The organism is Shewanella sp. M16 (assembly GCF_018224605.1).
In the GTDB taxonomy this organism is placed as follows: Bacteria; Pseudomonadota; Gammaproteobacteria; order Enterobacterales; family Shewanellaceae; genus Shewanella; species Shewanella oncorhynchi.
In genome coordinates this window covers 42514-60825 of record NZ_JAGTUL010000029.1, presented here as the reverse complement: position 1 = coordinate 60825, position 18312 = coordinate 42514, and the positions used below count along the sequence as shown (strand labels likewise).

The 18312-nt window shown below is 44.7% G+C and carries 15 protein-coding genes; 6 read left to right on the top strand and 9 right to left on the bottom strand.

Annotation, left to right across the window (positions count from 1 at the left end; all coding sequences use genetic code 11):
• Positions 1 to 412: 412 nt before the first annotated feature.
• The gene (locus KFE26_RS17515; protein ID WP_173242460.1) at positions 413 to 667 is read left to right on the top strand and encodes a YkgJ family cysteine cluster protein; all 255 of its coding nucleotides are present in this window, start codon (positions 413 to 415) and stop codon (positions 665 to 667) included.
• A 22-nt stretch (positions 668 to 689) separates the two neighbouring features.
• Positions 690 to 1145: an Rrf2 family transcriptional regulator gene (locus tag KFE26_RS17510; protein WP_105250838.1), complete on the top strand. Its 456-nt coding sequence runs from the start codon at positions 690 to 692 to the stop codon at positions 1143 to 1145.
• Here KFE26_RS17510 and KFE26_RS17505 read toward each other — a convergent pair.
• From KFE26_RS17505 to gpmM, 4 genes are read right to left on the bottom strand one after another with little or no spacing between them, the layout of a single operon-like run.
• Positions 1120 to 1875, bottom strand: a complete 756-nt coding sequence (locus KFE26_RS17505; RefSeq protein WP_212601172.1) for a divergent polysaccharide deacetylase family protein — start codon at positions 1873 to 1875, stop codon at positions 1120 to 1122. The two genes, KFE26_RS17510 and KFE26_RS17505, sit on opposite strands and share 26 nt — an antisense overlap.
• A 9-nt stretch (positions 1876 to 1884) precedes the next feature.
• Positions 1885 to 3093 (bottom strand): S41 family peptidase, encoded by a 1209-nt coding sequence (locus tag KFE26_RS17500; protein WP_212601171.1) that lies wholly within the window; start codon positions 3091 to 3093, stop codon positions 1885 to 1887.
• Between the two features lie 32 nt (positions 3094 to 3125).
• Positions 3126 to 4259, bottom strand: coding sequence for a murein hydrolase activator EnvC (locus KFE26_RS17495; RefSeq protein WP_113941204.1), 1134 nt, complete (start codon positions 4257 to 4259; stop codon positions 3126 to 3128).
• Positions 4260 to 4269: 10 nt separating this feature from the next.
• On the bottom strand, positions 4270 to 5814 hold the full coding sequence (gene gpmM, locus KFE26_RS17490; RefSeq protein WP_212601170.1) for a 2,3-bisphosphoglycerate-independent phosphoglycerate mutase: 1545 nt from the start codon (positions 5812 to 5814) through the stop codon (positions 4270 to 4272).
• A 267-nt stretch (positions 5815 to 6081) separates the two neighbouring features.
• Here gpmM and KFE26_RS17485 point away from each other — a divergent pair, with 267 nt between their 5' ends.
• The 4 genes from KFE26_RS17485 (at position 6082) to KFE26_RS17470 (ending at position 9749) form a co-directional block, all read left to right on the top strand.
• Entirely contained in the window at positions 6082 to 6516 is a 435-nt protein-coding gene (locus tag KFE26_RS17485) for a rhodanese-like domain-containing protein (protein ID WP_105253030.1), read from the top strand.
• 295 nt (positions 6517 to 6811) lie between these two features.
• On the top strand, positions 6812 to 7297 hold the full coding sequence (gene secB, locus KFE26_RS17480; protein ID WP_006083777.1) for a protein-export chaperone SecB: 486 nt from the start codon (positions 6812 to 6814) through the stop codon (positions 7295 to 7297).
• Between the two features lie 4 nt (positions 7298 to 7301).
• Complete coding sequence (gene gpsA, locus KFE26_RS17475) at positions 7302 to 8318, top strand: NAD(P)H-dependent glycerol-3-phosphate dehydrogenase (protein WP_173497252.1); 1017 nt, start codon at positions 7302 to 7304, stop codon at positions 8316 to 8318.
• Positions 8319 to 8564: 246 nt separating this feature from the next.
• A complete protein-coding gene (locus tag KFE26_RS17470; protein WP_212601169.1) occupies positions 8565 to 9749 on the top strand; it encodes an NAD(P)/FAD-dependent oxidoreductase in 1185 nt (394 codons plus the stop codon).
• Positions 9750 to 9875: 126 nt separating this feature from the next.
• Here KFE26_RS17470 and KFE26_RS17465 read toward each other — a convergent pair whose 3' ends face one another.
• From KFE26_RS17465 to KFE26_RS17445, 5 genes are read right to left on the bottom strand one after another with little or no spacing between them, the layout of a single operon-like run.
• The gene (locus KFE26_RS17465; protein ID WP_212601168.1) at positions 9876 to 11525 is read right to left on the bottom strand and encodes a type I restriction-modification system subunit M; all 1650 of its coding nucleotides are present in this window, start codon (positions 11523 to 11525) and stop codon (positions 9876 to 9878) included.
• Between the two features lies 1 nt (position 11526).
• On the bottom strand, positions 11527 to 12732 hold the full coding sequence (locus KFE26_RS17460) for an AAA family ATPase (protein ID WP_212601167.1): 1206 nt from the start codon (positions 12730 to 12732) through the stop codon (positions 11527 to 11529).
• A complete protein-coding gene (locus tag KFE26_RS17455) occupies positions 12729 to 14087 on the bottom strand; it encodes a restriction endonuclease subunit S (RefSeq protein WP_212601166.1) in 1359 nt (452 codons plus the stop codon). Before KFE26_RS17455 ends, KFE26_RS17460 begins: the two co-directional genes overlap by 4 nt.
• The gene (locus KFE26_RS17450) at positions 14080 to 15174 is read right to left on the bottom strand and encodes a YhcG family protein (RefSeq protein ID WP_212601165.1); all 1095 of its coding nucleotides are present in this window, start codon (positions 15172 to 15174) and stop codon (positions 14080 to 14082) included. The genes KFE26_RS17455 and KFE26_RS17450 overlap by 8 nt, the downstream gene beginning before the upstream one ends.
• The gene (locus KFE26_RS17445; protein WP_212601164.1) at positions 15167 to 18229 is read right to left on the bottom strand and encodes a type I restriction endonuclease subunit R; all 3063 of its coding nucleotides are present in this window, start codon (positions 18227 to 18229) and stop codon (positions 15167 to 15169) included. Before KFE26_RS17445 ends, KFE26_RS17450 begins: the two co-directional genes overlap by 8 nt.
• Positions 18230 to 18312 lie beyond the last annotated feature (83 nt).

Sequence of the window (18312 nt, the reverse complement as noted above, 5' to 3'; positions counted from 1 at the left end):
GAGCGGTAGTTCAGTTGGTTAGAATACCGGCCTGTCACGCCGGGGGTCGCGGGTTCGAGTCCCGTCCGCTCCGCCAACATTAAGAGATAAGCCTCATCGAAAGATGAGGCTTTTTTCGTTATGGCGTTGCTGATATTTTCGTGTCAGTGACGCACATGCTTCGGGCTCGGAGCATGTGGTTATCGTCATACTCGACCATCATGTAGATGAAGTCCTTATCAGAATATGACGCTTTCGCTTCAATGTTAAAAATCAAAACCTACTTTTTTGCCGATCTTTATTCCACTTTATCAATATTGTTTCTTTCACGTTCTGAAAACCTCTTGTGCGCGACTTGGCAGTATTGACCTGTGACACTGATCTCGGACAAATTAAACGGTATAATGCCTTATGTCTTTCATGAGTAACGAAAATGAATTGTCGTCTTGGGTGTGGTGCTTGCTGTATTGCGCCTTCAATAAGCAGCAGTATTCCGGGTATGCCAAAGGGTAAGGCGGCGGGTGAACGTTGTGTGCAATTGAGCGATGCCAATTTATGTTTGATTTTCGGCTCGCCTGATCGTCCTGCGGTTTGTAGTGATTTCGATGCATCTGAAGATGTTTGTGGTCATTCGAACGAAGAGGCGCTTTGGTTGATTACCCAACTCGAATCTCAGACCTCTCATTAAGTTTATCGCTGACAGGTGAAATATGCAGTTAACTCGTTATACCGATTTTGGCGTTCGTACCCTGATGTATTTAGCGGTTCAGCCAGATAGAACAACTTTATTTAGGATTGCTGAAATTACGCAGGTGTTTGATCTGTCACCAAATCATGTCTCTAAGATAGTGCATCATTTAGGCAAGATGGGTTACCTCGAAACCATTCGCGGCAAGATGGGCGGTTTCCGTTTGGGTAAGCCTGCGAGTGAGATTAATTTAGGCCAGTTAGTTCGGGTGTTAGAAAACTCGTTAGCACCGATTGATTGCAGTAAACCTTACTGCCGATTCACGCCAGCCTGTAAGTTGAAAGGCGTGTTAGCACAAGCAGTTGAAGCTTATTTGAATGTGCTGGATCAATATACTTTGCTGGATATTGTGAGTAACCGTGATGAGTTAGTCGCCTTGCTGCCAGACTTTTCTATTTCAGTACTGCAACTGGATTAGTACCACTTTTAAGTGCAATACCGATGGGGAGCAAACTCGATGCTGGCACTAGATCAATCCCCTCGGTTTTAAGTCTGTGTAGGTTAGCCTCTAAGAAGCGCATAGTTTCTGGATAAGGATGGGCAATCGCCACCAAGCTACCTTGGGTATGTGCCTGACTTATCATTAAGTTAAATTGTCTCTCGAGTGCATTGGCACTAGTATCATTGTCTAGAAACAGTTGGCGTTTTAGTAAAGGAATGCCTAGCTTATCTGCGTTATCCCCTGCCTTAGTGAATCGTGTTGTCATACTATCGACAAAATACAGCTGCTTTTGTTTGAGTGTTTCCATGACCCAGAGCATGGGATCGTCCAGTTGAGTTAATAGACTCCCCATGTGGTTATTGGCACCTTTGGCAAAGGGAACGCTGTTAATCGCATCAATAACACTGGTGCGAATTTGTGCCTCAGTCATCGTATTGGTTAACCCCCCCAGCCCTAATGTCTTACCATTAAGCGCCTGCATGGGAAGATGTAGCATAATTTCGTGGCCTTTTTTGTGTCCTGCGTTAGCGAGTTCTTTGCCTAGTGGGGTATGGGGTAATACTGAGAGTGTTACTGTACTGGGCAGTGCCAGCACGGCTTTATCTGTATGACGATAACCTATGTCATCAATAATGAGTGCAAGCTGAGCAGCATAGCTTTGAGAAATGCTTAGGGCCAATAGGGCCAAGGAATAAAGTAAGCGCACAATTTCTTCTTATTCATCATGGTGCTGTATCCATGCAATGGCAGAGGTCACTTGATGATCTTGGGCCAGTGATGCATGGGCTGATAGGGCGTCGATTATAGCTAAATTACCGACGCTGGGACCAGTTTCGGCGGCAATTTTTATGTCGGGGATGATCCCAATGTTGTGAATGTTTTCACCTCTAGGAGTATTGTACTGGGCAATTGTGAGTTTAATCGCATTACCATCTTCTAAGATGGGGATCAGGCTTTGTACTGTACCTTTGCCAAAACTGGTCTCACCTAAGAGTTTAGCACGACCATTTTCTTGTAATGCGGCGGCGAGAACTTCGGATGCAGAGGCCGAGCCTTTGTTGATTAACACTAGCATAGGCACGTTAGTCAGCATGGTTTGCGGTGAGGCATAGTAGTCAGAGTTGGCGTCGAAGAAGCGGCCAGAGGTTGAGACTATGCGTCCTTTGGCGAGAAATAGATCCGCAATTTTAACCGCTTGGTCGAGTAGGCCGCCGGGATTATTACGTAGGTCTAAGATAAGCCCTGTGAGTGGTTTGTTTTGCCATTGGCTGAGCGAGCGCACCATATCTTCGGTAGAGTTTTCTTGGAAGTTGCTTAATCTGACATAGCCAATATTGCCATCAAGCAGTTGAGTGCTGACCGACTCTATAGTGATATTGCTTGGCTTGAGTGACACTTTAAAGGTGGCATCGTCATTACTGTGTTTTAGCTCTAAGTTAATACTCTGATTATTGAGACTATGTCTTTTTATTTCAGTAAGGATATCGGCTAGATTCGTTTCAGTCGCCAGGGTGTTGTTAAGTTTAATAATAATATCGCCCGCACGTATTCCCGCTTGCTCTGCGGGAGAATGGGCAAAGGGGGCTATGATGCTGATGTGGTCTTTTTGGGCCGCGACTTCGAAACCGAAACCAAAATACTCGCCGCGATTAGAATCTTTAAGATCGAGTAATTCTTGATGATTCAAGAAGCTGGAATAGGGGTCGAGATGTTCAAAAATGCCTTTGATGGCGGCCTGCACTAGCTCTTCTTTGGGAACGGTTTTGATATAGTAAGTTTCAACCGTTTCAAGTACATCTTGTAGTAATGGATAGTCAAAGTTGTCGCGGTAGGATTTCGCGTTCTCTTGGCTGGAGAGGCTGATGGATAGGCCTAAAGTGAGACCTAATCCAACGCAACTGATATAGCGGATCATGTATTTCATAACGGTCCCCTGTGATAAGGGGACCGTTATGATTAGCGACAGTATTTCGCTGGATCGACGGCTTGCCCTTTATGCCTTATTTCAAAGTATAGGCCAGGCTCGCTCTGTCCACCTGAACGTCCGACTAAAGCAATCGCTTCACCGCTTTTTACCATCTCACCAGGGCTTTTTAGTAGGGTTTGAGCGTGACCGTAAAGACTCATATAACCTTTACCGTGATCGATGACCATAACAAGACCAAAACCGCGTAACCAGTCGGCATAAATGACTTTACCACCTGAAACGGCTCGAATATTTTGCCCTTCTGGTGCAGACAACATAGTGCCTTTCCACACGACTTGACCGGAGCGTTGGCTACCAAAGCTAGCACTCACACGACCTTTTGTCGGCCATTTAAGTTTGCCACTTTGTTTACCAAAGCCTTCCATCGAGGGATTATCTTTCATGGCACGCAGCGCTTGTTCAACGACGCGCTTTAAGCTGGCCTCTTCAATTTGCAACTGCTCAAGCTCTGCACCCTTAGAATTTAAGGTGCGTTGCAGCTCTTTGATGGTCAGTTGACGCTGATCTTGCTCTTGGCTCAAACGTTTAGCTTGTACTTGTTGTTCGGCCACGAGTTTCGTTAATTGCTTTTGCTTACTCGTTTGCGACACCTTGATCTCATCTAGCTCGGTCAAGGTTTGTTTTAATTCGTTGATCGACTTCATCCGCGCTTTATTGAGGTATTGGTAATAAGCCAACATACGCTCGATAGTGGCGGGACTTTGCTGATTAAGCATCATCTTAGTGTAATCGTGATTACCGGCAAGATAGGCACTCGACAGCTGTTTCGACAGTGTTTGTTGTTGAGTCACCTTAAGCGTTTCTAACTCATCTTGACGTTGTTTTAGCTCGGCAAGTTTAGTGTCGATTTGCGCTAAGCTATTTTTGGTGCTGTTGACTTTTTTGGCAGCTGACGCAATCGCTTCTTCATCGCTACGCAGCAATGACAGCAGTTTTTCTCTTTGTTTACTGGTGGTTTTTAATGCGCTTTGTTGTTGATTTATTTGCGTTTGGATTGATTTTAACTCGGACTTACGCTTCTCCAAATCAGAAGCGTGTGCCGAGAAAGATAACATCATAAAGCCAGCAATAATGCTGGCTTTAACAAGGAGTCGAGTGCTCACTAGGTAACGGTTACTCTTTTATGTGGATTAAGGGTTTGCCCGTCATCTCAGCTGGAATGGCTTCGCCGATCAAGGTCAAGATGGTAGGTGCAACATCGCTGAGTTTACCACCTTCATCTATGGTCGCATCGCGTCCAACAAAGACGAAAGGCACGAGTTCACTGGTGTGGGCTGTGTGAGCCTGACCTGTGGTTTCGTCGGTCATTTGCTCGGCATTGCCGTGGTCGGCGGTAATAATACATTCTCCGCCCACTTTCGCCAGCGCATCAACCACACGGCCGATACAAGCGTCGACAGCTTCACAAGCTTTAACGGCGGCATCGAAATTACCTGTGTGGCCAACCATGTCACCATTGGGGTAGTTACAGATGATCACGTCGTACTTGGTTGATTCAATTGCTGCGACTAACTTGTCAGTCAGCTCAGCTGAACTCATCTCAGGCTGTAGATCGTAAGTTGCCACTTTAGGCGAGTTGATTAGGATGCGATCTTCTCCCTCGAATGGCTCTTCTTTACCGCCGTTAAAGAAGAAAGTCACATGGGCGTATTTCTCAGTTTCAGAGATACGCAGCTGAGTACGACCTTGTTTCTGCAGCACTTCACCTAAGGTATTCACTAAGTTTTCAGATGGATAAGCGATAGGTGCTGTGATGTCGCCAGCATACTCAGTCAAAGTGACGAAGTGCATTTTCGGCATAACAGCGCGTTCGAAACCATCGAAGTCTGGGTGAATAAAGCTACGGGTGATTTGACGGGCGCGGTCAGCACGGAAGTTCATAAAAATCAGGGCATCGCCGTCTTTTAAGGTCGCAACTTGACCGTTGGCATCTGTGATCGCCGATGAAGAAACGAATTCGTCGTTTTCGTTACGTTCGTAAGCCGCTTCCAATGCTGTAACGGCATTGTCGTATTGGAATTTTGGCTTGCCTTGGGTGATTAAATCGTAGGCTTGCGACACGCGATCCCAACGATTATCCCTGTCCATAGCAAAGTAACGACCAATAATCGATGCGATACGGCCATGGCCTAATGTAGTAAACAGATCATCAAAATGACTCAGGCTACCCTTAGCGCTACGCGGTGGCGTATCGCGGCCGTCGAGGAAAGCGTGCAGATAAACCTGAGTAGCACCGCGCGCAACGGCCATACGGCACATAGCTTCGATATGCTCTTCATGGCTGTGGACGCCACCGGGGGAAAGCAATCCCATAATGTGCACTGCTCCGCCAGCTTTGATGGCTGAGTCTACCGCATCACATAGCGCAGGATTTTTTTCAAACTCATGATCTGCAATGGCTTTACTGATACGAGTGAGTTCTTGATAAACCACACGGCCAGAGCCTAAGTTAATATGGCCAACTTCAGAATTTCCCATCTGGCCATCAGGTAAGCCAACATCTAAGCCAGAACCTGAAATCAAACTATGGGGATATTTAGCGTTGAGACGGTCGAGTACCGGAGTCTTGGCGTGGAAAATCGCATTATTATGCGTGTTTTCACGGTAGCCCCAGCCATCGAGGATCAACAACGCGAGCGGACGTTTAGCTGTCGTCATAGTGATACCTTTAAGTTTTATAGAAGCGATAGAAATCTGAAATTGGTCAAATATTACTACGTTAGCGGGGTATGAAAAAGCGCTTTACCCCGATTAAGGTCATCGAATCACTAATTCGCCCGATTCTGTGAGTGGCTTGTGACAAGTACAGAGTCAATTGCACTAAAAGTGCGATCTCGAACTGTGACTAAACTGCTGCATTCTGCCAAGGCAATCGGTATACTCTGTGCCCTTATCGAATTTTCGCCATTTATGCGGGCAATCATCATGCAAGAATATATCGAATTTTTTAAAGCTCACTCAATGCTCAGTCTGGCTTGGGTGGGATTATTTGTTGTGCTTGTCGCGAGTATCATCAAATCGAGCATGTCAAAAATCAAAAGTATTTCTCATCAAGAATTAACGATTATGGTGAATAGACAGGATGCTAAAGTGGTTGATGTGCGCTCGAACGACGAGTTCCGCAAGGGCCATATTGTTGATGCACTTAACGTTACGCTCGCCGATATTAAAAATAATCAGATATCAGCCCTTGAAAAGTATAAAGCCAGTCCCATTATATTGGTATGCAATGCTGGCATGACCTCGTCTCAAGCCGCTCAGCTTTTGAGTAAGCAAGGTTTTGAAAACCTGTACAACTTGAAAGGTGGTATGGGTGAATGGCAGGCAGCAAATATGCCTGTTTCAAAAAGCAAAAGATAAGTTGTCGGCGGCAGTTATGATTTAAGCTGCACTCAATCCACAGGATAGTGCAGTAATAAAGTCATCATTGTTTGGCATACTGATCCTACGGTCGCTAAGGGCTTAATGTAAGTTTTTAGACTGGTTCGATCGATACCCGAATATGGGTACAAGTTGGGATGATACTGAGATCTGATATAGGCCTTGAGTAACATAAGCCCCGAGCCAATTTACGTTCAAATAGTAATTGGCTTTCAAATAATAATTGGCTTTCAACGAAAAGCCGATACAACATTGATAGGATAGGTAGGAAATTATGGCTGAAGTAGCAAACAACGAACAACAAGCCCCACAATTCAACATCCAACGTGTTTACACTAAAGATGTGTCTTTCGAAACGCCTAACAGCCCAGCGGTATTCCAAAAAGAATGGAACCCAGAAGTTAAGTTAGATTTAGACACGCGCAGCGCTAAATTAGCTGATGATGTGTATGAAGTTGTCCTGTCTTTAACTGTGACTGCACAAAACGGTGGCGATACCGCTTTCCTATGTGAAGTACAACAAGCCGGTATCTTCTCTATCACTGGTCTGACTGAGCCACAATTGGCCCATTCATTAGGTGCATACTGCCCTAACATCCTATTCCCATATGCTCGTGAAACCGTGGGCAGCTTAGTTGGTCGTGGTACTTTCCCACAACTGAACTTAGCACCTGTTAACTTCGACGCGCTGTTTGCCCAATACGTGCAACAACGTCAAGCTGCTGCGACTGCACCAGCTGCCGAAGAAGCTAACGCTTAATTACATGAAAAACTCTGCCGATATCACGGTATTAGGGGCGGGCTCTTATGGCTCCGCCCTTGCCATTTCTTTAGCCAGCAACGGTCATAAGACCTTGTTATGGGGACACGATCCTGTCCACATGCAAACGCTCGCTCAAGACAAGTGCAACCAAGCTTTTTTGCCTGGTATTGCGTTTCCTGATTGTTTACAGATCGAAGCCGATTTAGCCAAAGCCTTAGCCGCCAGCAACAATGTGTTAGTGGTGGTGCCAAGCCATGTGTTTGGTACTGTGCTTGAGCAAGCTAAACCGTTACTCCGTAGCGATGCGCGCATCGTATGGGCAACGAAAGGGCTCGAACCTGAAACCGGACGTTTGCTGCAAGATGTGGCCCGTGATGTGTTAGGTGAGCAATATCCGCTGGCGGTGTTATCTGGGCCGACCTTCGCGAAAGAACTCGCCATGGGTTTACCTACGGCCATTTCGGTCGCGGGCACTTGTCCTAAATTCACCAACGATCTCGTCGAGCTGTTACACAGCCCTAAACGTTTGCGGGTTTACGCCAATGACGACTTTACCGGACTGCAACTGGGCGGCGCGGTAAAGAACGTGATCGCGATTGGCGCGGGCATGTCCGACGGTATCGGCTTTGGTGCTAATGCCAGAACAGCCTTGATTACCCGTGGTTTAGTCGAATTGACGCGTTTAGGCGAAGCCTTAGGTGCCAACGCGGCCACTTTTATGGGCATGGCGGGGTTAGGCGACTTAGTGTTGACCTGTACCGACAACCAATCCCGTAACCGTCGTTTCGGTTTAGCCTTAGGTAAAGGCTGTGATGTGATGACAGCACAGGCTGAAATTGGCCAAGTGGTTGAAGGTTATCGCAATACCAAAGAAGTGTTTACGCTTGCGAAACGCCTCGGGGTTGAAATGCCGATCACTGAGCAGATTTACCAAGTATTGTATCAAGGCAAAGCGCCGGTCGATGCTGCTAAAGAGCTGCTCAGCAGAGAAAAGAAATCAGAAACGCCTACGCAATAAACCGCGAGCCGTGATGATGCTGTAATGCCGAATAAAGGAAAGGGTGCTAAAATAGCGCCCTTTTTTATGCACGGAAGTATTTATCCCCGGTCGCCAGGGATGGTGAAAGAGGGGATTTGTGTCTAGCATTTGAGCTTATCTTTGCTCCGTTTAGCTGTTGCATGACTTGCTTGCTAAAGGTTCGCAAGTCATCAAATTGCCCGTTGGCAGCCAATACCAATCAATTTATCTGTGTGGAGTAAGAGCGTGAAACATCATGATGTCATTATTATCGGAGCCGGCGCCGCGGGATTGATGTGTGCAGCGACCGCAGGTTACCGAGGCCGTGATGTACTCGTACTCGACAATGCCAAGCAAGCTGGGCGTAAAATCCTCATCAGCGGCGGCGGGCGTTGTAACTTTACCAACCTTAAAGTCGAGCCCGCTAACTTCCTCTGTGGCAATCCTCACTTTGTTAAATCGGCACTCGCGCGTTATCCGTCGCAGCAGTTTATTGAAATGGTCGAGCGTCACGGCATTGAATACCACGAACGTGATCACGGCCAACTGTTTTGCAATGACTCGGCCAAAGAGATAGTCACTATGCTATTGACCGAGTGTGAATGGGCGGGCGTGACGATTAAGCTGCGCACCGATATTCTGGCCGTTAAAAAGACCGAGGCAGGGCGCTTTGAGCTCAACACCTCTAACGGCGAACTGAGCTGCGACTCACTGGTTATCGCCACGGGCGGTTTATCCATGCCTAAACTCGGCGCCACGCCTTACGGTTATCAACTGGCCGAGCAGTTTGGCCTCAAAGTATTGCCAACTCACGCGGGTCTGGTGCCTTTTACATGGCACAGTGAAGATAAAATTCGTTTCGAACCTTTGTCGGGTATAGCGGTTCCGAGCCGCATTACCGCCAAAGATGGCACTGCGTTCAGCGAAGCCTTACTCTTTACCCACCGCGGCTTATCTGGCCCTGCCATTTTGCAGATTTCCAACTATTGGAAAGCGGGCGAAACCATAGAAATCGATCTTTTGCCGAATATGGATTTGGCGCAATTGCTTGAGCAGCAGCTCGCCGCACATCCAAAACAAAGCCTGCGCAATACCATCAGCCAATGGTTACCTAAACGGCTGGTCGAAGTGCTATTCGATGAAGCCCTGTTGAATAAAGCGTTAAATCAGCTAGTGCACGCCGAGCGCGCAACACTGGTGGATGATATACACCACTGGACAGTATTGATGAACGGCACCGAAGGCTACCGCACCGCCGAAGTGACGTTAGGCGGTATTGATAGTAATGAATTGTCATCTAAAACCATGGAAGCCAGTAAAGTCGCAGGACTCTACTTTATCGGTGAAGTCATGGACGTAAGTGGTTGGTTAGGTGGGTTTAATTTTCAATGGGCCTGGGCATCTGGCGTCGCCGCAGGGCAAGCGGTTTAGCTCATAGCCTGCATAAGAGTGATGAAATTAAAACGAAGACAATCTTTTGAGATAAAACGAATAATTAGTGTAACTGCATGATAGTTAAACTAAAAGATAGTCTTCGTTGTTAATGCGAATTTGTGGTTAGTTTTTCTTAGGTTCACCTGGCAATAACGATAAATCTAATTCAGATAAAAACGCATTATGTTTTTTCAACGCAGCCTCTATTGATTTCTCTATAACAACCAGTTTTTGTTGTTCTTCCACAAGAACAATTTTTACCGCATCTTTTGCCGTACTGACGTAACGAGAAATATTGAGATTGAAATCGTTTTTCTCAATCTCTGCCATCGACACGCGGCGCGAATAACGCTCTTCTTCACTGCGGTATTGATATGTTTCAACGATTTTCTTAATGTCGTTAGGTTCATCACCTGTGCCTTCGCGTAACCTATTCTGGCGTTTACCTTTTTCATAATGTTCGCTGGCATTAATAAACAATACATCGTCGTACTTTTTGCATTTCTTCAGCACTATTATGCAAACGGGGATACCCGTAGAGAAAAACAAGTTTGCAGGCAAACCAATGACAGTATCTATGTGGCCATCGTTGAGTAATTTAGTGCGTATACGTTGCTCTGCGCCGCCTCTAAATAGTACGCCATGGGGCAAAATAATCGCCATGGTGCCTTCATCACTTAAAAAGTGAAAACCGTGCAGTAAAAAAGCAAAATCTGCGGCGGATTTTGGCGCTAACCCATGGCTTTTGAAGCGGAAATCTTCACCCTGTGCTTCACTCGGATCCCAGCGATAACTAAATGGCGGATTAGCCACTACTGCATCGCATTTAAGTTTTTTAGCAGGGTTCCTCTCACTGAGTATGTCCCAGTCGTTTAACAAGGTATCACCGTGGTGGATGTCAAACTCTGTGTCTTTTACCCCATGCAATAACATATTCATGCGGGCAAGGTTAAAGGTGGTGATGTTTTTTTCTTGGCCGTAAATTTTACCGACACTGCCGCCCGCATCGACAATATGCTTACGCACATTGAGTAATAACGAGCCAGAACCGCAGGCAAAGTCTAATACCTTGTCGAGTTTTTTCTTTTTGCCCGTTTTGGGCTCTTGGCTGTCGAGGGTGACAATTTCGGACAAAATAGTCGAAATAGGCTGTGGGGTATAAAACTCACCGGCCTTTTTTCCTGAGCCTGCGGCAAATTCACCGATGAGATATTCATAGGCATCGCCCAAAATATCGCTATTGGTAGAAAACTCGGCAATACCTTCGGAGATTTTTTGAATGATAGTGCAGAGCTTTTTATTACGATCAGTGGGGGTTTTGCCTAACTTTTCAGAGTTTAAATTAATTTCAGAGAATAAGCCTTTAAAGCTGCTATCAAAGCTTTGCTCTTCAATGTATTTAAAACCGGCCTCTAAGGTTTGCAGTAATTCGCCGCTTTGCATGCGTGCCAGTTCGGCAATGCTGGTCCACAAATGGCGCGGCTCAATCACATAATGCAGTTTGCGGCGCATCTGTTTTTCAAACTCGGCCACATCCTCGCTATTGGCTGTGTACCATAGCGCGAGTGGCGCCGTTTTATCGTCTTTAGCCAGTGCAGGGTAATCACTGCCGAGCTCTTTTTGCGCCGCCGTTTCGTAGTTGTCTGATAAATAGCGTAAAAATAAAAACGACAACATATAGTCGCGAAAGTCATCGGCGTTCATCGCACCGCGAAGGCTGTCGGCTATATCCCACAGGGTTTTGCCTAAATCTTTGAGCTGTTCTTGGGTCATGTTAATTGATCTCTTCGAGTTGTTCGGCTTGCGCTTGCTGTACAGTTGGTGCTTGGTATATTGAAGGCTTTTGTTGTATTAAAAGCTCAGGAAACAGTGCAGGGTCAAAACGGTAGTTTTTCATAAAATTGCGTAATATGCGGCGAAAATGACCTTTATTTTCATCGGTCATTTCCATTGGCTCAAATAGCGAATAATTGCCGTGACTTAAAATATTAATCATACGCGCATGTAATATGCCTTCAGGATCATCTTTTTCTTGAGCAATACAGGCTGAAAAGTTTTTGAAGCCATGAAAAGTAGCCGTTTTTTCTAGTATACTGCGCAAAATATTAAAGTGATAAGTAAATAAATCACCGGATTGGGCCGCTTTATGCAGTTGTTCTAACAGAGCTACATGGTGAAAAAATGGTGTGCTATTGGTGTAGCGCAGCTTATAGCGTTGCGCTTCCTTATCGTAACTTAAAAAATAAGGTTGAAGCTTTTTCTTCTCATTGAGCTCATTCCATATCACATTAAAAAATAAAGTATGGTGGGATGAAATTACCGCTTTAATGCTGTTATTTTTCAGCAACTGTGCAAGGTGGCTTGCCACTGCAATAGCATTATTATCATCCAGTGATGAAATGGGATCATCAATATATAAATATTTAACCCAGCTGTAAGTTACTTGCTTATCTGCCGCTAATTGAGCAATGGCGAGGAAGAAGCACCAGATAAAAATATTCTCTTCACCGCGGGATACTTTTATATGCTCAATGTTTTCAGTTTTATCATCAATTAATACTTCGCGGATAAAATTCACATGGCCTTTTTTATAATTAATTAAAAAATTGAAATCACCGTAGCGTTGAACCAATGGTCTAATTTGGTTTTCTAAATCTAAGTCTTCATCTTTTAATGCATCAAAAAAGCTGGAGGTTTTATTGAGTGTTAACACCCGTGTAGCATCGTCTTTTAGGTCGTTGTCCCAGTTAAATAAATCTTCGGTAAAAGCATTAAAATACAAGGTATCGCGCTTACCTTCCTTTTTACCTTGTTCTTTAAATGCCATGGATAAACGGGTCTTACCCGTGCCGTTATAGGCAAATAATAAGGTTTGCTTAACCGTTTTTGGATTTGTATTGGTCTGTGGTATGCCGTTTTCTAGCACATGGCGTAAATGTGCTGCCACTTCATCGAGCGTGGAAAAGGTTAATTCACTCATGCGCTCACCTCTACTTTGGCATTCTGCATCGCTCTATCTTCTGCATCTATGCTGTCGCCACCAAACGTCGGAAATAGTTGCTGCATTAAACCTTTTTTATGTGCTTTAAGGGCTTCAATTTTTTGGCTTTGCGCGGTGATAAGCTCGTCGATGCTGGATAGGCATGAGGCGATTTTTTGTTGTTCGGTAGGTAATGAAATTAGAATGCTTTGCGCATATAAATCTCTTAATGAAATAAATGGCTGGTCACTGCCAATGGATTTGCTAATTACAAATTCCTTAATAAATTGACGACAGATATGGAATGCGAAATCCACAGTAAGAGATTTGTCTATAACTTCTAATTTTCCAACTCGTTGATACAATATTGATGGCTCATCATCTTTTAGTATTCTGGCAATTTTTAGTTCGTCGTTCGTAACTGGGCGATTTAATGCGAGAACGATATCGCCATTTCGTAAGACCAATTCTGGATATTCAGTTGCGTATGTTTCAGGAAGAAATATTGTATTCTCATTCCATTTTGTCTCGCCGTATCCAACGTTTTCAATTTGCAGTAGTCGAATGCCTTTTTTTGAGTACTCAGAAGCTTTGAAGCCTTTTCCTGAATTTATCTTTATGACTTTTCCAAAAGTTACTTCCTCCCAATCCCCTGCATCCTGAAACTCAGGAAATCTAAACTTAGGAACAGTTTCACCTTCGGCAGGGAAAAGTTGCTGCATCAGGCCTTTTTTATGGGCTTTTAAAGCGTCCAGTTTTTGGTTGTGTGCGCTCAACAGCTCGTCGAGGGACGAAAGGCAATCGGCAATTTTTTGTTGTTCTTCAACGTTTGGCGGGATCGGGATTGAAAATGAGCGTATCTGAGCGAAATTAAGCCCCTCTCTATTGCCTCCTGCCTGAAAGCTATCTATTTGAAGCTGCCCATTTGGAGATAGGATAAATTGGCAGAGATAAACAGGGTGAAGTTCTTTGAGTTTTGTTCTGATAATACAGACATGCTGATTTACGTTACCACCGGTGACGCGCTGATCCGCAATGGCAGATCGGCCTATTGATGCACCTGTAATATTCAGAAGGACGTCATTTTTTTTAATTTCAGTACCTGAAAAAGATTGATGTACCTCTTCCTCAATAAAAGCAATATTTTCAAGGATCAAACTGCCCCATCCAATATTCTGACTTCGGACAAATGGTACTCCTGCTGATTTATAATTCTTATCCCCACCTTTGGGTGTGATACCACTTCCCACTTTTTTAGTTTTACTACCCAGCTCATTAAAACACCAATCACCATCATTTTTAAACTCAGGAAATCTCAAATCTGGCACTAAGCCTTTTTCCGTTGGTTTATTCATTGTCTTCTCCTTGCCTTGGCGCGGGTTCAGCCATCTGCTGACTGGCTAATTCGTCTTGCGCTGGCAGGTCTTGTAATAGCTGATGCAGCTTGGCTTGCAACAGCTGTTTGTCGGGCAGTTGGCATTGGTACTGAGCCACCAGTGTGGGGGATAAGTTACGCGATAGGGCATATTCGACCACTTCGTCGTCTTTGTCGCGGCACAGTAATACGCCAATGCTGGGGTTTTCGTGGGGCTTTTTCACGTCGCGGTCGAGGGCTTCGAGGTAAAAGTCGAGCTGGCCTAAATGCTGCGGGCTAAATTTACCGATTTTTAGCTCAAAGGCGACCAGTGCGGCGAGGCCTCGGTGAAAAAATAACAAGTCGATGTAAAAGTCTTGGTTGCCCACTTGTAGGCGGTATTCTTCGCCAATAAAAATAAAGTCTTTACCGAGCTCTAAAATAAAGGTTTTTAGGTTTTTTATAATGGCGTGTTGCAGGTCGCTTTCGCTGTGGCTGCTGGGCAGGCCTAAAAACTCTAAGGTGTAGCAGTCTTTAAAGATGCTTGGGCTAGTTGGGTGCGATTGTCTCAGCACTGCTGAGAGTTTTGGTTGAACGGTCAAGCTGCGCTCAAAATGGGCTGCGTTTATGTGGCGCTCTAGCTCGCGGCTGCTGAGCTTTTCATTTTGTACTAGGGTTAAATAATATTCGCGCTCAAGGCTGCTTTTGCAACGCGAAAAGATAATGGTGTTGTGAGTCCAAGGTAACACTCTCACCAGTGATGCGATTTTTGTATCGTTTTGATAAGTCTCGTAAAACTGCTTCATTCGCCAGAGGTTTTTATCGCTAAAACCTTTAATGTCTGAGTCTTGGCTAGCAATGTAGGCTGCGAGTTGCTTAACCACGCCTTTGCCCCAGCTTTGTGAGGCGACTTTTTCGCTAATGGTTTGACCTACCGACCAATACAGCTCAATTAACGCGGTATTTACCTGAGCAAACACTTGCTGGCGGGTTTGCTGAATATGCGCGAGCAGATGGGCAAAGGTTTGCTCGTTTGGCTGTTCAGTGAGTATTGTTGGGGTATTTAGCGGCTCTTTTGGCTTATTCATAGGCAGCAAGCCCTGATATTTCGCGCCCTTGGGCGAGTTTATGTAAATAGGGGATTAAGTCTTCCATTAGTGCAAGCTCTTTTTGGGTGCGCGCTTTCCAACCTAAGTCTAGCGGGGCAAGTAAGTCACTTAACTGCTCACCATCAAAAATCATGTGCTGCATTATGCCATCAACAAAGTCTTGCAAGCTTTGGGGCGTAAGGCCGTGGGTGAGTGCTAATTGGTTTAATTCGCTGGCGGCTTTAGCCGCTTTAAATTTTTGAAAGCCAATTTTAATTTGCTCAACATTTAATGCGACACCTGTGGGCAGGTTTTCGATGTAGGCGATGATATCGTCGCGGTCTTCCATTAAATTGGCCTGTGAGCTGATTAAATCCATTAGCTCTTGGCGAGTCATTTTATGCTTGCTGGCACCTTGGCCTGCTGCTTGAGTAGATTGGGCGATTAACCCCATGATGTAGTCGTAATCAATTAAGGCTGAGGCAAATAAGACAAACTCAAATTCGAGCTGTTCAATGCTTGCGTCTAACTCAGGATTATTTTGGTCTTGCTTGCGTTTTAAGCCTTTGGCGGTTTCGAGGTAAGCGCCTTTAAAGCCTCGCAGGTTGTCGATAGGCATGGCGGCTTCAACGGTTTGCAGCTGTTGATCGTCGAGTTCAGTATATTGCTCTATTTGCGTTTTGAGCTTTTGCACTTCTTTAAAGTGGTTAATAAACTCGGCTTTGGCGGTGTCGCCGTTTAAGTTAGCAACGTCCGACGGCGTGCAATCTAACCCTTTACTTTGCATAAAGGTTTGCAAGTCTGTAATTGCTTGCTGGTATTTTGCAACGACGACGGGGGCTGGCTCTACGAGCCAAATCTCTTTGGCGCGATCTTTATCTGCACCCGAGAATAGTTTAATTGCTTGGTTCACTTGTGTTTCTTGGCCGCGAAAGTCAAGAATGTTGCCCCAAGGTTTGCTGTCGTTGAGTACACGGTTGGTGCGCGAAAACGCTTGTATTAAACTATGATATTTAAGGTTTTTATCGACATATAAGGTATTGAGGTATTTAGAGTCAAACCCCGTGAGCAGCATATCGACCACGATAACGATGTCGATTTTGTTTTTATGTGGGTAGTCGGCATTACTGTATTTTTGGTCTTTAATGCGCTGCTGTACGTCTTGGTAGTACAAGTCAAATTCATTAATGTTGTGGTTGGTGCCAAATTGCTGGTTATAGCTTTTTATAATGGCAATCAGCGCAGCCTTTTTTTGCTCAGGCTCTTGTTGGTTGTCGAGCTGCTCTTGCGGTAAGTCTTCTTGCAGTTGTTTTATGTCTTTGACGTTTTTATCTGCGTTGTAGGCTTGAGTTTCATCGCTATTTTTTGATGGCTGCGCGGGTGGAGAAAACACACAGGCAATATTAAGCGGAATATAGCTTTCATCTTGGGCTTGCTTTTGTGCCTGTTGTATTTTGAATTGCTCAAAATAATGTATCGCGTCATTAATTTTAGCGGTAGCGAGCACGGCGTTAAAACGGCGCTGATTGGTGGCGGCATCATGTTTGGCTAAAATTTCTTTTACCACGGCTTCTGGCGGTGGCGTGACGGTGTCCACTTTACTGTCGCCGTCTGAATTTTTGTTGTTTTTACCAAAATAATCAATGTGAAAACTCAGTACGTTTTTATCTTCAATGGCGTTAGTAATAGTGTATGGATGCAGTTCTTTTTCAAATATGTCTTTGGTAGTTTTAAATGAACCTACCGTACCGTCGATTTGAGTGTAATTAGAGTTTTCATCAAAAATGGGAGTGCCGGTAAAGCCAAATAGCTGTGATTTTGGAAAGAAGTTTTTAATCGCTTTATGGTTATCGCCAAACTGAGAACGATGACATTCGTCAAAAATAAACACGACACGTTTATTGCGCAGTGGCTCTAAACGTTCTTTAAAGGTTTGTTGGCCATCTTTGATTTTGCTAAGGTTGCGCTTGCTGTTTTCATCCAGTGCTAGGCCAAGCTTTTGGATGGTGGTGACGATGACTTTGTCGGCGTAGTCTTCTGACAGCATCCGGCGCACTAAGGTTTCGGTATTGGTGTTTTCTTCTACGCAGCCGTCTTGAAATTTGTTAAATTCTTCACGGGTTTGGCGGTCGAGATCTTTACGGTCAACCACAAACAAACACTTATCAACCTCGGGGTTGTCTTTGAGTAAGGTCGAGGCTTTAAAGGAGGTTAAAGTTTTGCCTGAGCCAGTGGTATGCCAAATATAGCCGTTGCCACGATTGTCGTGAATACAATCAACAATCGCTTGCACCGCATAAATTTGGTACGGACGCATCATCAGCAGTTTTTGTTCGGATTGCACTAATACCATGTAGCGGCTGATCATTTCTCCTAACGTGCATTTAGCTAAAAAATAGTCAGAGAAGTCGTGAAGATGGGCAATTTTTCTGTTGTTTTCATTGGCTAATTGATAGATCGGCAAAAAGCGTTCATCGGCATTAAAACTGAAATGCTCGTTACGGTTATTGGCAAAGTAATAGGTTTGGTTTTCATTGCTGACAATAAAGAGCTGCATAAAGCACATTAGAGTATTGCCGTAGCCGTTACCTGCATCGTTTTTATAGGTAACGATTTGCTCCATAGCGCGGCGAGTTACAATAGTGTGATTTTTTAACTCTATTTGCACCACAGGCACACCGTTGATCAGCAAGATCACGTCGAAGCGATGGTTGCTGTCATCATGGTTAATGCGAAGCTGGTTGATCACTTCAAATTCGTTTTTACACCAGTCTTTGATATTAACTAAGGTGTAATGTAAAGGCGTACCATCTTCACGCTGAAAATAGCCGCGCTCTCGCAGGGTTTTAGCGGCGCTGAATACATCACTGGTGATAATTTCTTGCAGTAGGCGCTTGAACTCGTTGTCGGTTAAGTTTACCCGGTTTAAGGCTTCGAATTTTTCACGGAAATTTTGTTCAAGTGCGGCCTTATTGCGAATATCTGCACGGTAGCTGTATTTGAGATCTTCAAGCTTGGCGATTAACTCGTTTTCAATTTGTTGTTCTTTTTTCATTTATATCATCCAGTTTGAAATCTTAAACTCACTTCACACAATAACCCAAAATTTCAATGCCTAGACAGGTATGGTTATCTGAT